This is a genomic window from Tardiphaga sp. 285_C5_N1_2 (genome assembly GCF_052076065.1).
Lineage (GTDB): Bacteria > Pseudomonadota > Alphaproteobacteria > Rhizobiales > Xanthobacteraceae > Tardiphaga > Tardiphaga robiniae.
The window spans coordinates 4719482-4734010 of record NZ_CP197241.1 but is presented as its reverse complement, the minus strand read 5'-3'; the positions used below and the strand labels follow the sequence as shown (position 1 = coordinate 4734010).

At 63.5% G+C, this 14529-nt stretch carries 15 protein-coding genes; 9 read left to right on the top strand and 6 right to left on the bottom strand.

Annotated elements, in window-relative coordinates:
• Positions 1–11: 11 nt before the first annotated feature.
• On the top strand, positions 12–1085 hold the full coding sequence (locus AB7951_RS22405) for a tartrate dehydrogenase (protein WP_115034037.1): 1074 nt from the start codon (positions 12–14) through the stop codon (positions 1083–1085).
• Positions 1086–1159: 74 nt separating this feature from the next.
• Positions 1160–2128, top strand: a complete 969-nt coding sequence (locus AB7951_RS22400) for a tripartite tricarboxylate transporter substrate-binding protein (protein ID WP_184513709.1) — start codon at positions 1160–1162, stop codon at positions 2126–2128.
• Here AB7951_RS22400 and AB7951_RS22395 read toward each other — a convergent pair.
• The 5 genes from AB7951_RS22395 to AB7951_RS22375 all read right to left on the bottom strand — a co-directional run bounded on the left by AB7951_RS22395 (position 2125) and on the right by AB7951_RS22375 (position 7122).
• The gene (locus AB7951_RS22395) at positions 2125–2970 is read right to left on the bottom strand and encodes a ChbG/HpnK family deacetylase (protein WP_439062299.1); all 846 of its coding nucleotides are present in this window, start codon (positions 2968–2970) and stop codon (positions 2125–2127) included. The genes AB7951_RS22400 and AB7951_RS22395 overlap by 4 nt on opposite strands.
• Entirely contained in the window at positions 2967–4010 is a 1044-nt protein-coding gene (locus tag AB7951_RS22390) for a glycosyltransferase family 2 protein (RefSeq protein WP_309947980.1), read from the bottom strand. Before AB7951_RS22390 ends, AB7951_RS22395 begins: the two co-directional genes overlap by 4 nt.
• 93 nt (positions 4011–4103) lie before the next feature.
• Positions 4104–5081 carry an ATP phosphoribosyltransferase gene (gene hisG, locus AB7951_RS22385; RefSeq protein WP_068733618.1) on the bottom strand — a complete coding sequence of 326 codons (978 nt, stop codon included), beginning with the start codon at positions 5079–5081 and terminating at the stop codon, positions 4104–4106.
• Positions 5078–6244, bottom strand: coding sequence for an ATP phosphoribosyltransferase regulatory subunit (locus AB7951_RS22380; RefSeq protein WP_439062300.1), 1167 nt, complete (start codon positions 6242–6244; stop codon positions 5078–5080). The genes hisG and AB7951_RS22380 overlap by 4 nt, the downstream gene beginning before the upstream one ends.
• A gap of 113 nt (positions 6245–6357) precedes the next feature.
• Complete coding sequence (locus AB7951_RS22375) at positions 6358–7122, bottom strand: 16S rRNA (uracil(1498)-N(3))-methyltransferase (protein ID WP_441256043.1); 765 nt, start codon at positions 7120–7122, stop codon at positions 6358–6360.
• Positions 7123–7324: 202 nt separating this feature from the next.
• Here AB7951_RS22375 and AB7951_RS22370 point away from each other — a divergent pair, with 202 nt between their 5' ends.
• From AB7951_RS22370 to AB7951_RS22340, 7 genes are all read left to right on the top strand, one after another.
• The gene (locus tag AB7951_RS22370) at positions 7325–8035 is read left to right on the top strand and encodes a hypothetical protein (protein ID WP_374725691.1); all 711 of its coding nucleotides are present in this window, start codon (positions 7325–7327) and stop codon (positions 8033–8035) included.
• Between the two features lie 25 nt (positions 8036–8060).
• A complete protein-coding gene (gene ubiA, locus AB7951_RS22365; RefSeq protein ID WP_439062302.1) occupies positions 8061–8993 on the top strand; it encodes a 4-hydroxybenzoate octaprenyltransferase in 933 nt (310 codons plus the stop codon).
• A gap of 33 nt (positions 8994–9026) precedes the next feature.
• Complete coding sequence (locus AB7951_RS22360; RefSeq protein ID WP_231077961.1) at positions 9027–9965, top strand: LysR substrate-binding domain-containing protein; 939 nt, start codon at positions 9027–9029, stop codon at positions 9963–9965.
• Positions 9966–10112: 147 nt separating this feature from the next.
• Positions 10113–10655 carry a thiamine pyrophosphate-binding protein gene (locus AB7951_RS22355; protein ID WP_089261903.1) on the top strand — a complete coding sequence of 181 codons (543 nt, stop codon included), beginning with the start codon at positions 10113–10115 and terminating at the stop codon, positions 10653–10655.
• Positions 10643–11239, top strand: a complete 597-nt coding sequence (locus AB7951_RS22350; protein WP_093759374.1) for a thiamine pyrophosphate-dependent enzyme — start codon at positions 10643–10645, stop codon at positions 11237–11239. Before AB7951_RS22355 ends, AB7951_RS22350 begins: the two co-directional genes overlap by 13 nt.
• Before the next feature lie 114 nt (positions 11240–11353).
• The gene (locus AB7951_RS22345) at positions 11354–12349 is read left to right on the top strand and encodes a Bug family tripartite tricarboxylate transporter substrate binding protein (protein ID WP_439062303.1); all 996 of its coding nucleotides are present in this window, start codon (positions 11354–11356) and stop codon (positions 12347–12349) included.
• 20 nt (positions 12350–12369) lie between these two features.
• On the top strand, positions 12370–13812 hold the full coding sequence (locus AB7951_RS22340) for an FAD-binding oxidoreductase (protein WP_439062304.1): 1443 nt from the start codon (positions 12370–12372) through the stop codon (positions 13810–13812).
• Positions 13813–13839: 27 nt separating this feature from the next.
• On the opposite strand, the gene AB7951_RS22335 is transcribed toward AB7951_RS22340, so the two are convergent.
• The gene (locus tag AB7951_RS22335) at positions 13840–14364 is read right to left on the bottom strand and encodes a DUF6101 family protein (RefSeq protein WP_439062305.1); all 525 of its coding nucleotides are present in this window, start codon (positions 14362–14364) and stop codon (positions 13840–13842) included.
• Positions 14365–14529: the final 165 nt, after the last annotated feature.

Below are 14529 nucleotides of genomic sequence, written 5' to 3'. Positions count from 1 at the left end.
GAGACCTCACCATGCGCGAATATTCCATCGCGGCCATCCCGGCCGACGGGATCGGTCCCGAAGTCATAGCCGCCGGCACCCGTGTGCTGGAAGCGCTGCAGAAGCGCGTCGGTGACGTCACCTTCAATGTCGAGACCTTCGACTGGGGGTCGGCCTATTACCGCAAGCACGGCGTGATGATGCCGGCCGACGGTCTGCCCAAACTCAAGAAATTCGATGCCATCTATTTCGGTGCGGTGGGCGCGCCCGATGTCCCCGACCACATCACGCTATGGGGCCTGCGGCTTCCGATCTGCCAGGGTTTCGATCAATACGCCAATGTGCGCCCGACCAAGATCCTGCCCGGCATCACCTCGCCACTGCGCGGTGTCGAAACCGGCGATCTCGACTGGGTGATCGTGCGCGAGAATTCCGAAGGCGAATATGCCGGCTGCGGCGGCCGCGTGCATCGCGGGCTGCCGGAGGAAGTCGGCACCGAAGTGTCGGTGTTCACGCGCGTCGGCGTGGTCAGGATCATGCGCTACGCGTTCAAGCTCGCGCAGTCACGCCCGCGCAAGCTGCTCACCGTGGTCACCAAGTCGAATGCCCAGCGCCACGGCATGGTGATGTGGGACGAGATCGCCGACGAAGTGTCGAAAGATTTCCCCGACGTCACCTGGGACAAGATGCTGGTCGACGCCATGACCGTGCGTATGACGCTGAAGCCGCAGAGCCTCGACACCATCGTCGCCACCAATCTTCACGCCGACATTCTCTCCGACCTCGCCGGCGCACTGGCCGGTAGCCTCGGTGTCGCGCCGACGGCGAATATCGACCCGGAGCGCCGCTTCCCTTCGATGTTCGAACCGATCCACGGCTCGGCTTTCGACATCACCGGCAAGGGCATCGCCAATCCCGTGGCCAGCTTCTGGACCGCAGCGCAGATGCTCGATCACCTTGGCGAACCCGATGCCTCGGCGCGGTTGATGCGTGCGGTGGAGAAGGTCTGCGAAGCCGGCATCATCACGCCGGATGTCGGCGGCAAGGCCACGACGAAAGAAGTGACCGACGCCGTGGTGGACGCGATTCATAGTTCGAACGTCTGACGCGATTTCCGAACGCCCCGGCCTCACCGGGGCGTTCGCTTTCAATAATCAAAACAATATTCAGGGAGGATCTCATGAAAGTCACAGCTACACTTGCGTTTGCGATTACGCTGGCAAGCTCCGCTGCCTTCGCACAGGGCTATCCCAACAGGCCAATCACCATGCTGGTGCCGTTCGCGGCCGGCGGTGCCACCGACACCGTCGCGCGCGTCACCGCGGCGACCATGTCAAAATTGCTCGGCCAGACCATCATCATCGAAAACGCCACAGGCGCCGGCGGCACCATCGCGGCGGCCCGCGCAGCCCGTGCCGAGCCGGACGGCTACACGATCCTGATCCATCACATCGGCATTTCCACGGCGGCAACGCTGTATCGCAAGCTGCCTTACGACACCAAGACCGCCTTCGCGCCGATCGGCCTCGTCACCAATGCGCCGATGACCATCATCTCCAGGCCGAACCTGCCGCCGAACACGCTCGCCGAGCTGATCACCTATATCAAGGCCAACGGCGACAAGATGACCTTCGGCAATGCGGGTCTTGGCGCCGCCTCGCAGCTCTGCGGCCTGATGTTCATGAATGCCATCGACAAGCAGATCCTGTCGGTGCCCTACAAGGGCAACGGCCCGGTGATGAATGACCTGATCGCGGGCCAGATCGATCTCACTTGTGACCAGACCACCAACACCACCGGCCCGATCGCAGCCAAGCTGGTGAAGAGCTATGCCATCACCACCAAGACACGCCTGTCGTCGATGCCGGATCTCCCCACGGCCGACGAGGCCGGCCTGAAGGGTTTCGAGGCCGGCGCCTGGCATGGCATCTACGCGCCGAAGGGAACTCCTGACGATATCGTGCAGAAACTGGCGAAGGTGCTGCAGGATTCGTTGCGCGATCCCGAGCTGATCAAGCGCTTCAACGACATCAATACCGATCCGGTGCCGCAGGATCAGGCGACGCCGCAGGCATTGAAGAAGCAGCTCGACAGCGAGGTCGATCGCTGGGCGCCGATCATCAAGGCGAGCGGACAGTTTGCCGACTAGCGCGCCAGCGTCACGTTGTTTGCCGCCAGCAACTGCACGAAGGCATCGCTTGCCAGATATTGATATTCGCGCTCGCGCTGGTCGGTGAACGGGTCGAGGTCGATCAGGATCTCATCGACATGACCCGGGTGGCACATCACCAGTCCGCCATCCGGGAGGTCGTTGAGGAAACCGGCCATCAGCACACCGAAGTCGGCTTGCCTGGTGAAGTCATAGGCGCCGGCGAATCCCGGATTGAACGTCACGCCGGCGCGTGTCGCACGTCGGCGGAACGTGGCGCTGAGCGTGTCGAGCAGCAGCGCCTTCGGATTATCGAGGCGTTGGCCTAACTGCAGCACACGGCCGGATTGGCGGACCCAGGCCGTCGGCGCATTTTTCTTCACTGCGGCGAGGAGCGCATCGCGCACCTGCGGGAACGTCTGCACGTGCTGGTGCCCGTCGACATAGTCGGGGGCGCGCCCGAACAGGGCCACAAACTTCGCGATCTGCGTCGTCAGCTCGGTTTCGATCGCCTCGCGATCGAGTTTTCGCAACAGGCTGAAGCGCAGCATTCTGCCGAGCGGCAGAAACAGTTCATCGAGCAGCGGCCGGTAGTGCATCGTCAGCGGATGAAACGGGGCGGTCAGCGTCGCGTGTAGCCCGATCTCGCAGTTCGGGTTCTTGGCGACGGCGTCCTGCAACGCACTGACGTCATCGCGCGAAATCGCAGGACCGACCACCATCACGGATGTGGCGTTGAGGCGTCCAAGCGCAATGAGTTCGCGGATGCCCTGATTGACGCCGGGGCTGATGCCGTAATCGTCGGCGCAGAGTGTGATGCGGCGCAGGGCTGCACCGGTCATTCGGCGGCGGTCCGGTCGGTGGTTTGCGCCGTGCTATCGGTCGCGTTACGCTTCACGCTGTGTTCGGCGACGAAATAGATCGGCCGCGCCTTCAGTTCGGACAGGATCTTGCCGATATATTCGCCGAGCACGCCGATCATGATCAGCTGCACGCCGCCGAGCGTCATCAGGCCGACGACCAGCGATGGATAGCCCGGTACCGACTTGCCGGAGACCCATGTCTCCCACAAGATCGACAGGCCGAACAGGAACGCGCCGAAGGCGAGCAGCAGACCGAGCAGGCTGGCGAAACGCAGCGGCGCCACCGAGAACGAGGTCAGGCCCTCGATAGACAGGCCGATCAACTGCTTCGGATTGAACGAGGTCACGCCATGTTCGCGTGCCGCCGGTTCGTAGTCGACGCGGAGCTGGCGGAAGCCGATCCAGGTCGCCAGTCCCTTGAAGAATCGGTTGCGCTCCGGCAACTGGCGCAGCGCCGCAGCCGCACGCGGTGACAGCAAACGGAAGTCGCCGGCATCTTCGGGGATCTTCTGCCGCGCGCCCCAGTTGATCAGCGCATAGAAGCCGCGCACGGCCTGGCGGCGCAGGAAGGATTCGTTGTCGCGATGGGCTTTGGCGGTATAGACGACATCATAACCTTCGACGATCCAGTGACGCACCAGCTGTTCGACCAGTGACGGCGGATGCTGGCCGTCGCCATCCATGAACAGAACCGCGCCCTTGGTGACATGGTCGAGCCCCGCCATCAGCGCGGCTTCCTTGCCGAAATTGCGCGACAGTGACACGACCTGAACGTCGAGCGACGTAGCTTGCAGGCTGCGCGCAACCGCCAGCGTGCCATCGGCGCTGCCGTCATCGATATAGACGACCTCGCAGGCGAGGCCGTGGCGTTCTTTCAGTGTCGTCGCAAGCGTCGCCAGCCGGTCATGAAACAAAGCAAGGCCGGGCGCCTCGTTGTAGACAGGCACAACGATCGACAGGCCTTGTGCCGCGGCGGTCGCGGCATCGGTCGACAGGCTCGATACGTCGCTGCCCAGCATCATCGATCAGATTCCGATATCCAAAATACGTTCATGAATCATATGGTAATCAGCCAGTGCGTCCGCCAGCAAGGCGAAACGCCGCGCTGTGCGTTACTGCCGCAAGAACGCCTCAAGTTTGGCGAACAGCGGATTCTCGCGATCCATCACATAGTCGAGCGAGGCGACCGAGACGGTATCTGCGCCGTTGGCCCGCAGGAAGCTGCTCAGCGCGTAAAGCTGCGCCGGCGGGCAGTGCAGCGTGATCATGCCCGACGAGGTCGGGCCGCCGAACGGCGACACCACGCCGAAGCGGTTGTGTGCCTCGGTGAGGAGCGCCTGATTGCAGCCGGCGAAGCGGGTGCGCACTTCCTTGTATTTGCTGGCGCGGGCGCGCGCGGCAATGTGGTCGAGAATGATGCGCGCAGTTTCCAGAGACTGCGCCGACCAGTCGGCGGCGCGCGAGGCGACGAGATTGGCCTGGCTGCGCAGGATGACGCCGTCATCGAGTACCTTGAGGCCGTTGGCGACGAGGGTCGCGCCGGTGGTGGTGATGTCGACGATCAGTTCAGCCGTGCCGGTGGCCGGTGCGCCCTCGGTGGCGCCGGCGCTTTCGACGATGCGATAGTCGACCACGCCGTGAGACGCGAAGAAGTTGCGCGTCAGGTTGATATACTTCGTGGCGACGCGCATGCGGCGATTGTGCTGCGCGCGGAAGCCGGTGGTGACGTCATCGAGATCGGCCATGGTGCGGACGTCGATCCAGGCCTGCGGCACGGCAACGACCACATTGGCGCTGCCAAAGCCGAGGCCATCGATCAAAGCGACCTTTTTGTCGGCGTCGGGAATGCTTTCGCGCAGCAGATCTTCGCCGGTGATGCCGAGATGCACGGCGCCGCGCGCCAGGTTCGAGGCGATCTCGCTGGCCGAGAGATAGGCGATTTCGACATTGTCGAATCCGGCAATGGTGCCGCGGTAATCGCGCACGCCGCCCGGCTTCGCCAACGTCAGACCGGCGCGGGTGAAGAAGGCTTCGGCGTTTTCCTGCAGCCGGCCCTTGGAGGGAACGGCAAGGACGAATGGTGCGGTCATGACGCGCTCCCGGAAACCAGCGCCGAGGACGCGTTCTGAGTGAGGGCTTCGATCCAGATCGAGAAGCCGACCGCAGGGATCGGCGTAGCGGAGCCGAGCTGCGTCAGCAGTCCGTCATAACGGCCGCCGGCGACCAGCGGCTCGGTGCCATTGCCCTTGCGGTGCAGTTCGAATTCGAAGCCGGTGTAGTAGTCGACGCCGCGGCCGAAGGACGTCGAGAAACGCGTCTTGGTGGTATCGATACCGCGCGCCGCCATGAAGCCGATGCGGCTTTCAAATTCGTCGATGGCGGCCGTGATGTTGAGTTTGGCGTCGGAGGCGAGCTTGCGCAGTTGCTGCAGGGCATCGTCGGGATCGCCTGATATCGCGAGGAAGCGCTTGATCAGCACCAGCGCATCGCGCGGCAATGCGCCGCCTTTCAGCGTCGACTGTTCGAGGAAGCGATCGGCGATTTCTGCCACCGAACGGCCGCCGACATTGGTGGCGCCGGCGATCGACATCAGGTCGGTGACCAGTGCCAGCGCTGCCTTGCGGTCGGAGCCCGCGAGCGCGGCGAGTACGCCTTCGTATTCGTTGCGGACCGGCGACTCCGCGAGGGTCAGCCGGTCGAGATCGTGGGTCAGGCTGACCTTGCGGTTGAAATCCTTCATTAGCCGGCGCTTCCATACCGGATAGAGGTCGAGCGCCTCGATCAGCGCCGCGAACAGTGCGACGTCGCCGGTGCGGATTTCGATATCGCTGAGGCCAAAGGCGGCCGTCGCCTCGAGGCCGAGCGCCAGCATTTCGGCATCGGCGGCGGCGCGGTCCTGACGGCCGAAGGATTCGATCCCGGCTTGCTGGAATTCGCTGGGCGTGCCCTGCCGATAGCGGAACACCGGGCCGAGATAGCTGAAGCCCGCGGGCTGGCCCGCCTGCGATGAGGCGAGATAGTCGCGCGCCACGGGGATCGTGAGATCCGGCCGCAGGCACAGCTCTTCGCCCGATGCGTCGGTCGTCAGATACAGGCTCTTGCGGATGTCTTCGCCGGACATATCGAGGAACGGATCGGCCGGCTGCAGGATCGCCGGCTCGGCATGGGCGTAGCCGGCCTCGGCAAACGACAACAGCAGCGCATCCGCCCAGGCGGCGGATCCGGTCGCGCGAGGGGCGGCGGGTTTGGTCATCTCGAAGTCCAGCAATCTCAACAGAGTGGTCGTTGGCGCAGCCCATAGCATGGCGGTTGCGACGTTTCGACCACCATCACCCGGTGGCCTTAATGTCGGGTCATGGCAGCGGGCTATTTGCCTACTTGGTTACCATTCCAGTCACCAAGAGCAGTCTGCACCAGCGCCAGCGCAGCCACCGCCGCTGTATCGGCCCGCATGATCCGCGGGCCCAACGCCAGCCGGAGAATATAGACCTGTTTCAGCAGAAGGGCCCGTTCTTCCTCGGCAAAGCCGCCTTCCGGGCCGATCAAGACGTCGATTCCGGCGGAGGCGGCCGTCCGGGCGCCGGCCAGCGCGGCCATGGGATCGGTCACTTCAGCGGCCTCGTCGCAGAAGATCAGCAGCCGTTTGGCATCCCGCTGGTCGAGATATTTGGGCAGGCTCAGTGGTTCGGCGACGCTGGCCACGCTCAGGATTCCGCATTGTTCGGCCGCCTCGACCACATTGGCGCGCATCCGCTCGGTATTGACCCGGCTAGCCTGTGTGAACCGGGTCATGACCGGCTGCAGCGCCGCGGAGCCCATTTCGATGGCCTTCTGGACCATGTAGTCGAGCCGGGCGTGTTTCAGCGGCGCGAATACATAGGTCACGTCGGGCAGGGTATCCTGCGGCCGGGTCTGGGTCAGCAGGGTCAGGCGGTCTGCCCGCTTGCCGCCGGAAATGGCGGCCTGCCATTCGCCGTCTTTGCCGTTGAACACCAGCACCGAGGCCCCGGCGCCGAGCCGCAGCACATTGCCGAGGTAGTTGCTCTGGTTGCGATCGAGCGAAATGGTCGTATCGGCTGCAAAAGGCGCATCGACAAACAGGCGGGGACTGCGGAAATCGGCTTGCGGCATCGTTCATGTTCCATTCAGAGGGCGAGCTTTAGCCCAACTGCGACGAATTATCATGCGAGAACGCGGGTTTGCGCCGTGCTGCCGCCCGAATCCGCGTGCTGTTGGTGGGTTGTTAAGGCTTGGCAGGAATCGTAGAAAGTCCTGAATCAGGATGGGCTTCGCCCCCGATCAATCGGGGCACTGAGCTGCCGGAGGAATATCTGTGATCATCCGTCGTTTGATTGTGCCGCTGTCCATGGCCGTGTTCGCCATGCAGGCTATCGAAGTTCATGCCCAGGGCGCGTTTCCCGCGCCGCTGCCGGGCAACAGCTCGGCTGCGCCTGCGAGTTCGTCGCCGTTCCCGCCGGTGAATGGTGCGCCTGCCAGCGCATCGCCATTTCCGCCGGTCAATGGTGCGGCGGCTGCGCCCAGCGCGTTTCCCTCCAATGGCGCTGCGCCGATCGGTGGTGGCGGCTTCGGCGCTCCTCCGCAGCAGCAGGCGGGCCCGCCCGGCGGCGAAGATTGCATGAAGGGCTTTCTGCCCCTGCGTCAGGACGCCGAAAAGAAGGGCGCTGCCATCAAGGCTGCGAGCGAGCGTCGCGCGCCTCCGGACGAGGCCTGCAAGCTGATCACCTCTTTCTCGCAGACCGAAGTTAAGATGATCAAATACATCGAGGCGAATGCGCAGAAGTGCGGCATTCCGCCCAATGTCGGCGAACAGATGAAGACCGGCCACAAGAACACCGAAGGCATGCGGCAGAAGGTGTGCAGCGTCGCGCAGCAGCAACGGGGCGGCGGTGGTGGCGGCCCGGTGGCAGCGCCGCGTCTGAGCGACGTGCTGGGCTCGTCGGCATCGCTGCCGGAAGCGAACAATGCGCGCAAGAGCGGCGGCACCACCTTCGATACGCTGAACGGCAACGTGCTCACCCGATGATCGGGTGGCAGATCATTCTGTTCCAATGAGCGACGCGGCCGCCCGCGTTGCGGATGCGACCGGCAACTGGGTCGATCGCTCGGCGCCATTGTGGTCGCGGCCCTATCTGCGGCTATCGCGCTTCGACCGTCCGATCGGCTCATGGCTATTGCTGATGCCGTGCTGGTGGTCGGCGGCGCTCGCCTCCGGCATGGCGCATGATATCCATCAATTGCCCAAGATGATCGCGCTGTTCTTCATCGGCGCCTTCGTGATGCGCGGTGCCGGCTGCACCTGGAACGACATCACCGATCGCGACCTCGACGCCAAGGTGGAGCGCACGCGCTCGCGGCCGATTCCGGCCGGGCAGGTTACGGCGAAACAGGCTTTTGCATTTCTGGTGCTGCAGGCGCTGATCGGTCTCGTGGTGCTGCTGCAGTTCAACAGTTTCGCCATTGCCACCGGCATCGCCTCGCTTGGCATCGTTGCCGCCTATCCCTTCATGAAGCGCATCACCTATTGGCCGCAGAGCGTGCTGGGCCTCGCCTTCTCGTGGGGTGCGCTGATGGGCTTTGCCGTGGTGTTCGGCCGCATCGATGCGACAGCGCTGGCTTTGTACGCGGGTTCGATCTGCTGGGTGATCGCCTATGACACGCTCTACGCTCATCAGGACACCGAGGACGACGCGCTGATCGGCGTGAAGTCCACCGCGCTGCTGTTTGGGGAACGCACGCAGGCCGCGCTGACGCTGTTCTACGGGCTTGCCGTGGTGCTGATCGGCGCGGCGCTAGCACTGGCTGGCGCGCACTGGCCGGCATGGCTCGGCCTCGCGGCGTTCGCGGCGCACTTGGCTTGGCAGATCACCCGCACCGATATCAGCGACTCCGCGCTATGCCTGCGGCTGTTCAAGTCAAACCGCGACGCGGGGCTGCTGCTGTTTGCAGGATTGCTGGTGGATGCCATCATGCGGGCGGCGTAATCGCGCCTTCCCAGGCATTGGTGGACCGCAGAGATGGACGTCGCGCAGCTCAAGACACTCATCCATGTGGCCGAACTGGGAAGCCTGAGCAAGGCCGCCGATCGCCTGCGCATCGCGCAGCCGGCCTTGAGCCGGCAGATCAGATTGCTTGAAAAGGAACTCGGCGCGGTGCTGTTCGAACGGCATGGGCGCGGCATGGTCATCACGGAGATCGGCCGCGACGTTCTCAACCATGCGACCCGCGTGATGACCGAGCTCGATGCCATTCGCAATGTCACCTCCGAGGAGAGCGCGTCGTTCAAGGGGCTTGTCTCCATCGGCACGACGCCGACCGTGGCCGAGATCGTCACCGTTCCCCTGGTGAAGAAGATCAAGGAAGTGCATCCGCAGCTCTCGATCCGGCTGTCATCGGCTTTCACGGGCCATCTGCTCGACTGGCTGCAACGCGGCGAACTGGAGCTCGCCGTGTCCTACGATCCGCAGCCGCTGCGTTCACTGCGCATCGTGCCGGTGATGATGGAGAACCTGTTATTCGTCAGCGCCGGCAGCAAGGGATTGCGCATGGATCGGCCCGTTCCGTTCGCGGCGCTGGCCCACGAAGAGCTGGTTCTCCCCAGCCTGCGCCATGGCCTGCGCGGAATCATGGAAGAGTGCGCGCGGCAGGCTGGCATTCAGTTGCGTGGCAGTGTCGAAGCAGACTCCTTCGGCGCGATGATTGATCTGGTGCGCAACGGTGTTGGCTCCACTGCTTTGCCGCTCGCGCCGATCCACGTGCTGGTCGAGAGCGGCGTGCTCTGTGCGGCGCCGCTAATCGATCCCACACCGGCGCGCAAGCTGGTGCTGGCCTATCCGGCAGACCGTTCGGTCAGCGCGGCGGCGCGCTTCGTCGGCGATACATTCACGGAGATCGCCGCCGATCTCGTCGCCCGGAATATCTGGGTTGGACACATGATCGATCCCAGGAAAACGTAGCTGCGTCGCACCATTCGCGCGCTGTCGAGTGTTGCAACGCCAGAGATCAAATCTCGGCATATCTCTTCGAGCAAATCGGTATGCGTCGGGCTGTCTGCTTTGGGCTAAGCGTGAGTCAGCGCTATGCTGCAAGCAACGGAGACTGGAATGTCAGATGCAGGGCCCACGCCCGGTTCACAGGTGGATTGGCGGCACGATGTGTTCCGCATCCTGAAGGAGGCCGACGTCAAGCACATCGTCTATGTGCCCGATGCCGGCCATTCCACGGCGATCCGTCTCGCCGACGAGGATAATGCGATCAACTCCGTGGTGCTGACGACCGAGGAAGAAGGCATCGGCTATCTCGCGGGTGCCTGGCTCGGTGGCGAGCGCGGCGCGCTGCTGATGCAGTCCAGCGGTGTCGGAAATTGTATCAACACGCTGGCGCTGCAGGCCTGCACGCGCTTCCCGCTTCTGATGGTCGTGACCATGCGCGGCGACTGGGCCGAGTTCAATGCGTGGCAGAATCCGATGGGGCAGGCGACGGAGAAGGCGCTCAACCTGATGGGCGTGCTGACCTGGCGCGCCGATGAGCCGCAGGATGTTGCGCCGCTGTTGCATGGTGCCGCATCGATGGCATTCAATGGCGATGCAGCCTGCGCATTGCTCCTGGGGCAGCGTTTGATCGGAGAGAAGCAGTGGGTCAAGTAAACGCAACCGGCGCGCTCGATCGCCGCGAGGTCGTGCAGAAGCTGCTGGCCGGCCGCAAGGATCTGCTCGTGGTCACCGGCCTCGGCTCACCGTCCTATGACGTGATGGCTGCCGGCGACCACGACAACAACTACTATCTCTGGGCGGCGATGGGCAGCGCCGCCATGGTCGGGCTTGGACTGGCGACGGCGAAGCCCGATCATTCGGTGCTGGTCATCACGGGCGATGGCGAGATGCTGATGGGTATGGGTGGACTCGCGACCATCGCTACCCGCAAACCTGCCAATCTCACCATCGCCATCCTCGACAATGGACATTTCGGCGAGACCGGCATGCAGGTCAGCCACGCCGGGCTCGGCGTCAATCTCGATCGCGTGGCGCAGGCCTGCGGCTTCGGCTGGACGCGCGAGATCCGCGATATGGCCGGCGTGGAGGATCTGCGCACTCGCCTGTCGTCGCGCGATGGCGTCAAGCTAGCGACCATCAAAGTGAAAGCGGAAAACCCGCCGCGCGTGCTGCCGCCGCGTGATGGTGTCTATGTGAAGAACCGATTCCGTGCAGCGCTGGGACACGCGCCGCTCTGAACCAACGGAAGGGGCGCTCATCCATGTGGATGCGGCGCCCTTCTGACGATCGCTGGAAGACCCAATGCTGGAAAACCAGTGTGGGAAACAAAAATCATCAAGGGTAGGGAAACAATGGCGAGCAAGATCACACGCCGCACGTTCTGCCGCTCGGCAGCCGTTGCGGCGTCCAGCATGATGATTCCAGGTACCAGTGTCTGGGCGCAGGCAGACCTGCCGAAAAGCCCGATCACGCTGGTCGTGCCTTTCGCAGCCGGTGGGGCCACCGACATCGTCAGCCGGCATGTGGCCAAGAAGGTCTCCGATCAGATCGGGCAAACGATCCTCATCGAAAATGTCGGCGGCGCAGGCGGTGTGGTTGGTGCCACGCGGGTCGCGCGCGCGAAGCCCGATGGGCTGACATTGTTGATGGGCACGATCTCCACCCACACGATCAATCCGTTGATGGCGAAGGTGCCGCCTTATGATCCGGTCAAGGATTTCACGGCGATCTCGATGCTGGTGACGGTGCCCAATGTGCTGATGGTGTCCAAGCAGGTGAAGGCGACCACCGTCGGCGAACTCATCGCGCTGCTCAAGGCCGATCCGACCAAATATAGTTACGGGTCGTCGGGCGTGGGAACGCCGCCCAATCTGTCGGGAGAACTGTTCAAGGTGCAGGCGGGCGTGAAGATGGAGCACGTGCCCTATCGCGGCGGCGCGCCGGCCATGAACGACCTGATGGGCGGACAGATCCCGGTACTGTTCGACGTGCTGAGTGGTGCGGCACCGTTCATCAAGGCGGGCTCAATCCGCACGCTCGCCGTCACCACCAAGAAGCGGTCGCCATCATTCCCGGACATTCCGACCGTTGCAGAGTCCGGCCTGCCTGATTACGAGACCTACACCTGGAACGCGGTGTTCGGCCCGCCCGGTATGGCACCTGCGCTGGCAGAGCGGTTGAGTTCGGAGTTCCGCAAGGCCGTCGCCGATCCGGACGTGGCGAAGCAGTTGCGTGAGCTGAGCGGCGATCCGGTGGGCTCGACCGGCGCCGAGCTCGAAGCACAGGTCAAGGCCGAGGGCGTGAAGTGGGGCCCGATCATCCAGGCCGCCGGTCTGAAGGCTGAGTAGCTCTGCGGAAGGATAGCGTTTTGACGTCTCTGAAAGCTGATCCTGCTGCATTTCTTGCTGCCGTGGCCGCAGTTATTGGCGGCAAATATGTGCGCACTGGTGCGGATGCCGATTCCTATCAGCAAGACTGGCGCGCCCGTTATCGCGGGGCGGCTGTCGCTGTAGCCCTGCCGGGAAATACGGAGGAAGTTGCGGCGCTGATGGGCGTCTGCCGCAGCTTCGGTGTGGCGGTCGTGCCGCAAGCCGGCAATACCGGGCTCACCGGCGGAGCGATCGCACCGGATGAATTGGACTGCCTGATCGTCAATGTCTCGCGGCTCAACCGCGTGCGTAATATCGATCCGCTCAACAATGCGGTGACGCTGGAAGCCGGCTGCATTCTGGCGGATGTGCGTGCACTGGCTGACCAGCATGACCGGCAGTTTCCCGTGCTGCTCGGCAGCGTCGGCAGTTGCGAGGTCGGCGGGCTGATATCTACTAATGCCGGCGGCACCGGTGTGCTGCGTTACGGCAATATGCGCGAGCAGGTGCTCGGGCTGGAAGTGGTGCTGGCAGACGGTCGCATCTGGAATGGCCTCAAGGCGCTGCGTAAGGACAATACCGGCTACGACCTGAAACAGCTGTTCGTCGGCGCGGAGGGGACGCTCGGCATCGTCACCGCCGCTGTGCTGAAACTGTATCCGAAGCTCGCCGTTTCGGCGACGGCAATGGTGTCGATGGACGAGGTCGGCCAGGCGATTGCGCTCTTGCAGTATCTGCAGCGCACGACGGGCGGTCGTGTCGAGGCCTTTGAACTGATGTCGCAGAGCCAGTTACAGATCGTGCTGCGTCATGGTTCCGCGAGCGGCAGTCCGATGGCGGGCGAAGCGCCGTGGTATGTGCTGCTCGAACTGGCCGACAGCGCAGCGGACTGGAACGCGGTGGAAAGCCTGGAGACGGCGCTGGCAGCGGCGATGGAGGACGGGCTCATCGGCGATGCGGTGATCGCAACCGATCAGGCCAAGGCCGATCGGATCTGGAACCTGCGCCACACGATTTCAGAATCCAACAAGCGCGAGGGTTTTACGGTGTCGAACGATACGTCGGTGCCGATCTCGGCGCTGCCGGAATTTATCGATCGCGTCACGCGTCGGCTGCTGCGCGAGCTGCCGAATGCACAGGTCGCGCATTGCGGGCATGTCGGCGATGGCAATGTGCATGTGATCGTCGTGTTTCCCTACGACATCGGCGATGCGCAGGTGCGCGAGGCTGCGGCGCACGAGGCCAACACCATTGTGCATCAGGAAAGCGTCGCCTGTGGCGGCAGTATCAGCGCCGAGCACGGCATCGGCCGCATGCATATCGATCGGCTTCCGCTCTACACGTCGGAAGTCGAGCTCGATCTGATGCGGCGCGTGAAACTCGCACTCGATCCGGACCGGATGATGAATCCGGTCAAGGTGTTGCGACTGCCGGGAGAGTAAGACGGCAGGAGGCTCCTGCCTGTCTTCTTAGTGTCGCGCGATGATCTCGCGCTCGCCCTTGTACATGCCGGCTTCGCCGAGCAACGCGCCCGGACGACGACGCACCAGGAATTTCGGGCGGCGCTCGCGAATCGCATTGCGGCGACGGCGGCGCTGCGATGGCTCGTATGTCTTCTCTTCCGGCAATTGCGGAAGCGCGAAGATCTCGCTCCACATCTGCCAGGCCATGTCGATTTCTTCGCGATCGGAACTGACCAGCAATGGAATCGACAATGAGGGGTCGCGATGCGCGAGCATCAGCATCTTGCCGTCGTCGAGACCGCGCAAGGTGACGCCGAGAAAATCGCTGACGCGCACATTGATCGCCATGCGCATGCCGCCGACGGCACGATGCAGGACGACGCGGGTACGATGCAGTTCGATATGGCGGATCGCTCCGTCGGCGCGGGTATCATGCGCCTCGAAACGAACCGGAAGTGAATGGGGATCGAGCCGCAATGCGCTGCTCGATCCCGGGGCATGGGCCCCACCTGTCGCTGTTTGATGCCTCACGGCTTTTTATCTCCCCGCCGGAATTATGTTCCCGGTCGATGGGGAGACCTTGCCAGAGCCGGTTCGGAATCGGCTTAAAAAGGCTGGTTAATCGAATCCGACTGCCCTTCATGATTGACAGAAGCTTGGCAGGCATGATTGACGAACCGTTGCGAGAGCCCTGAA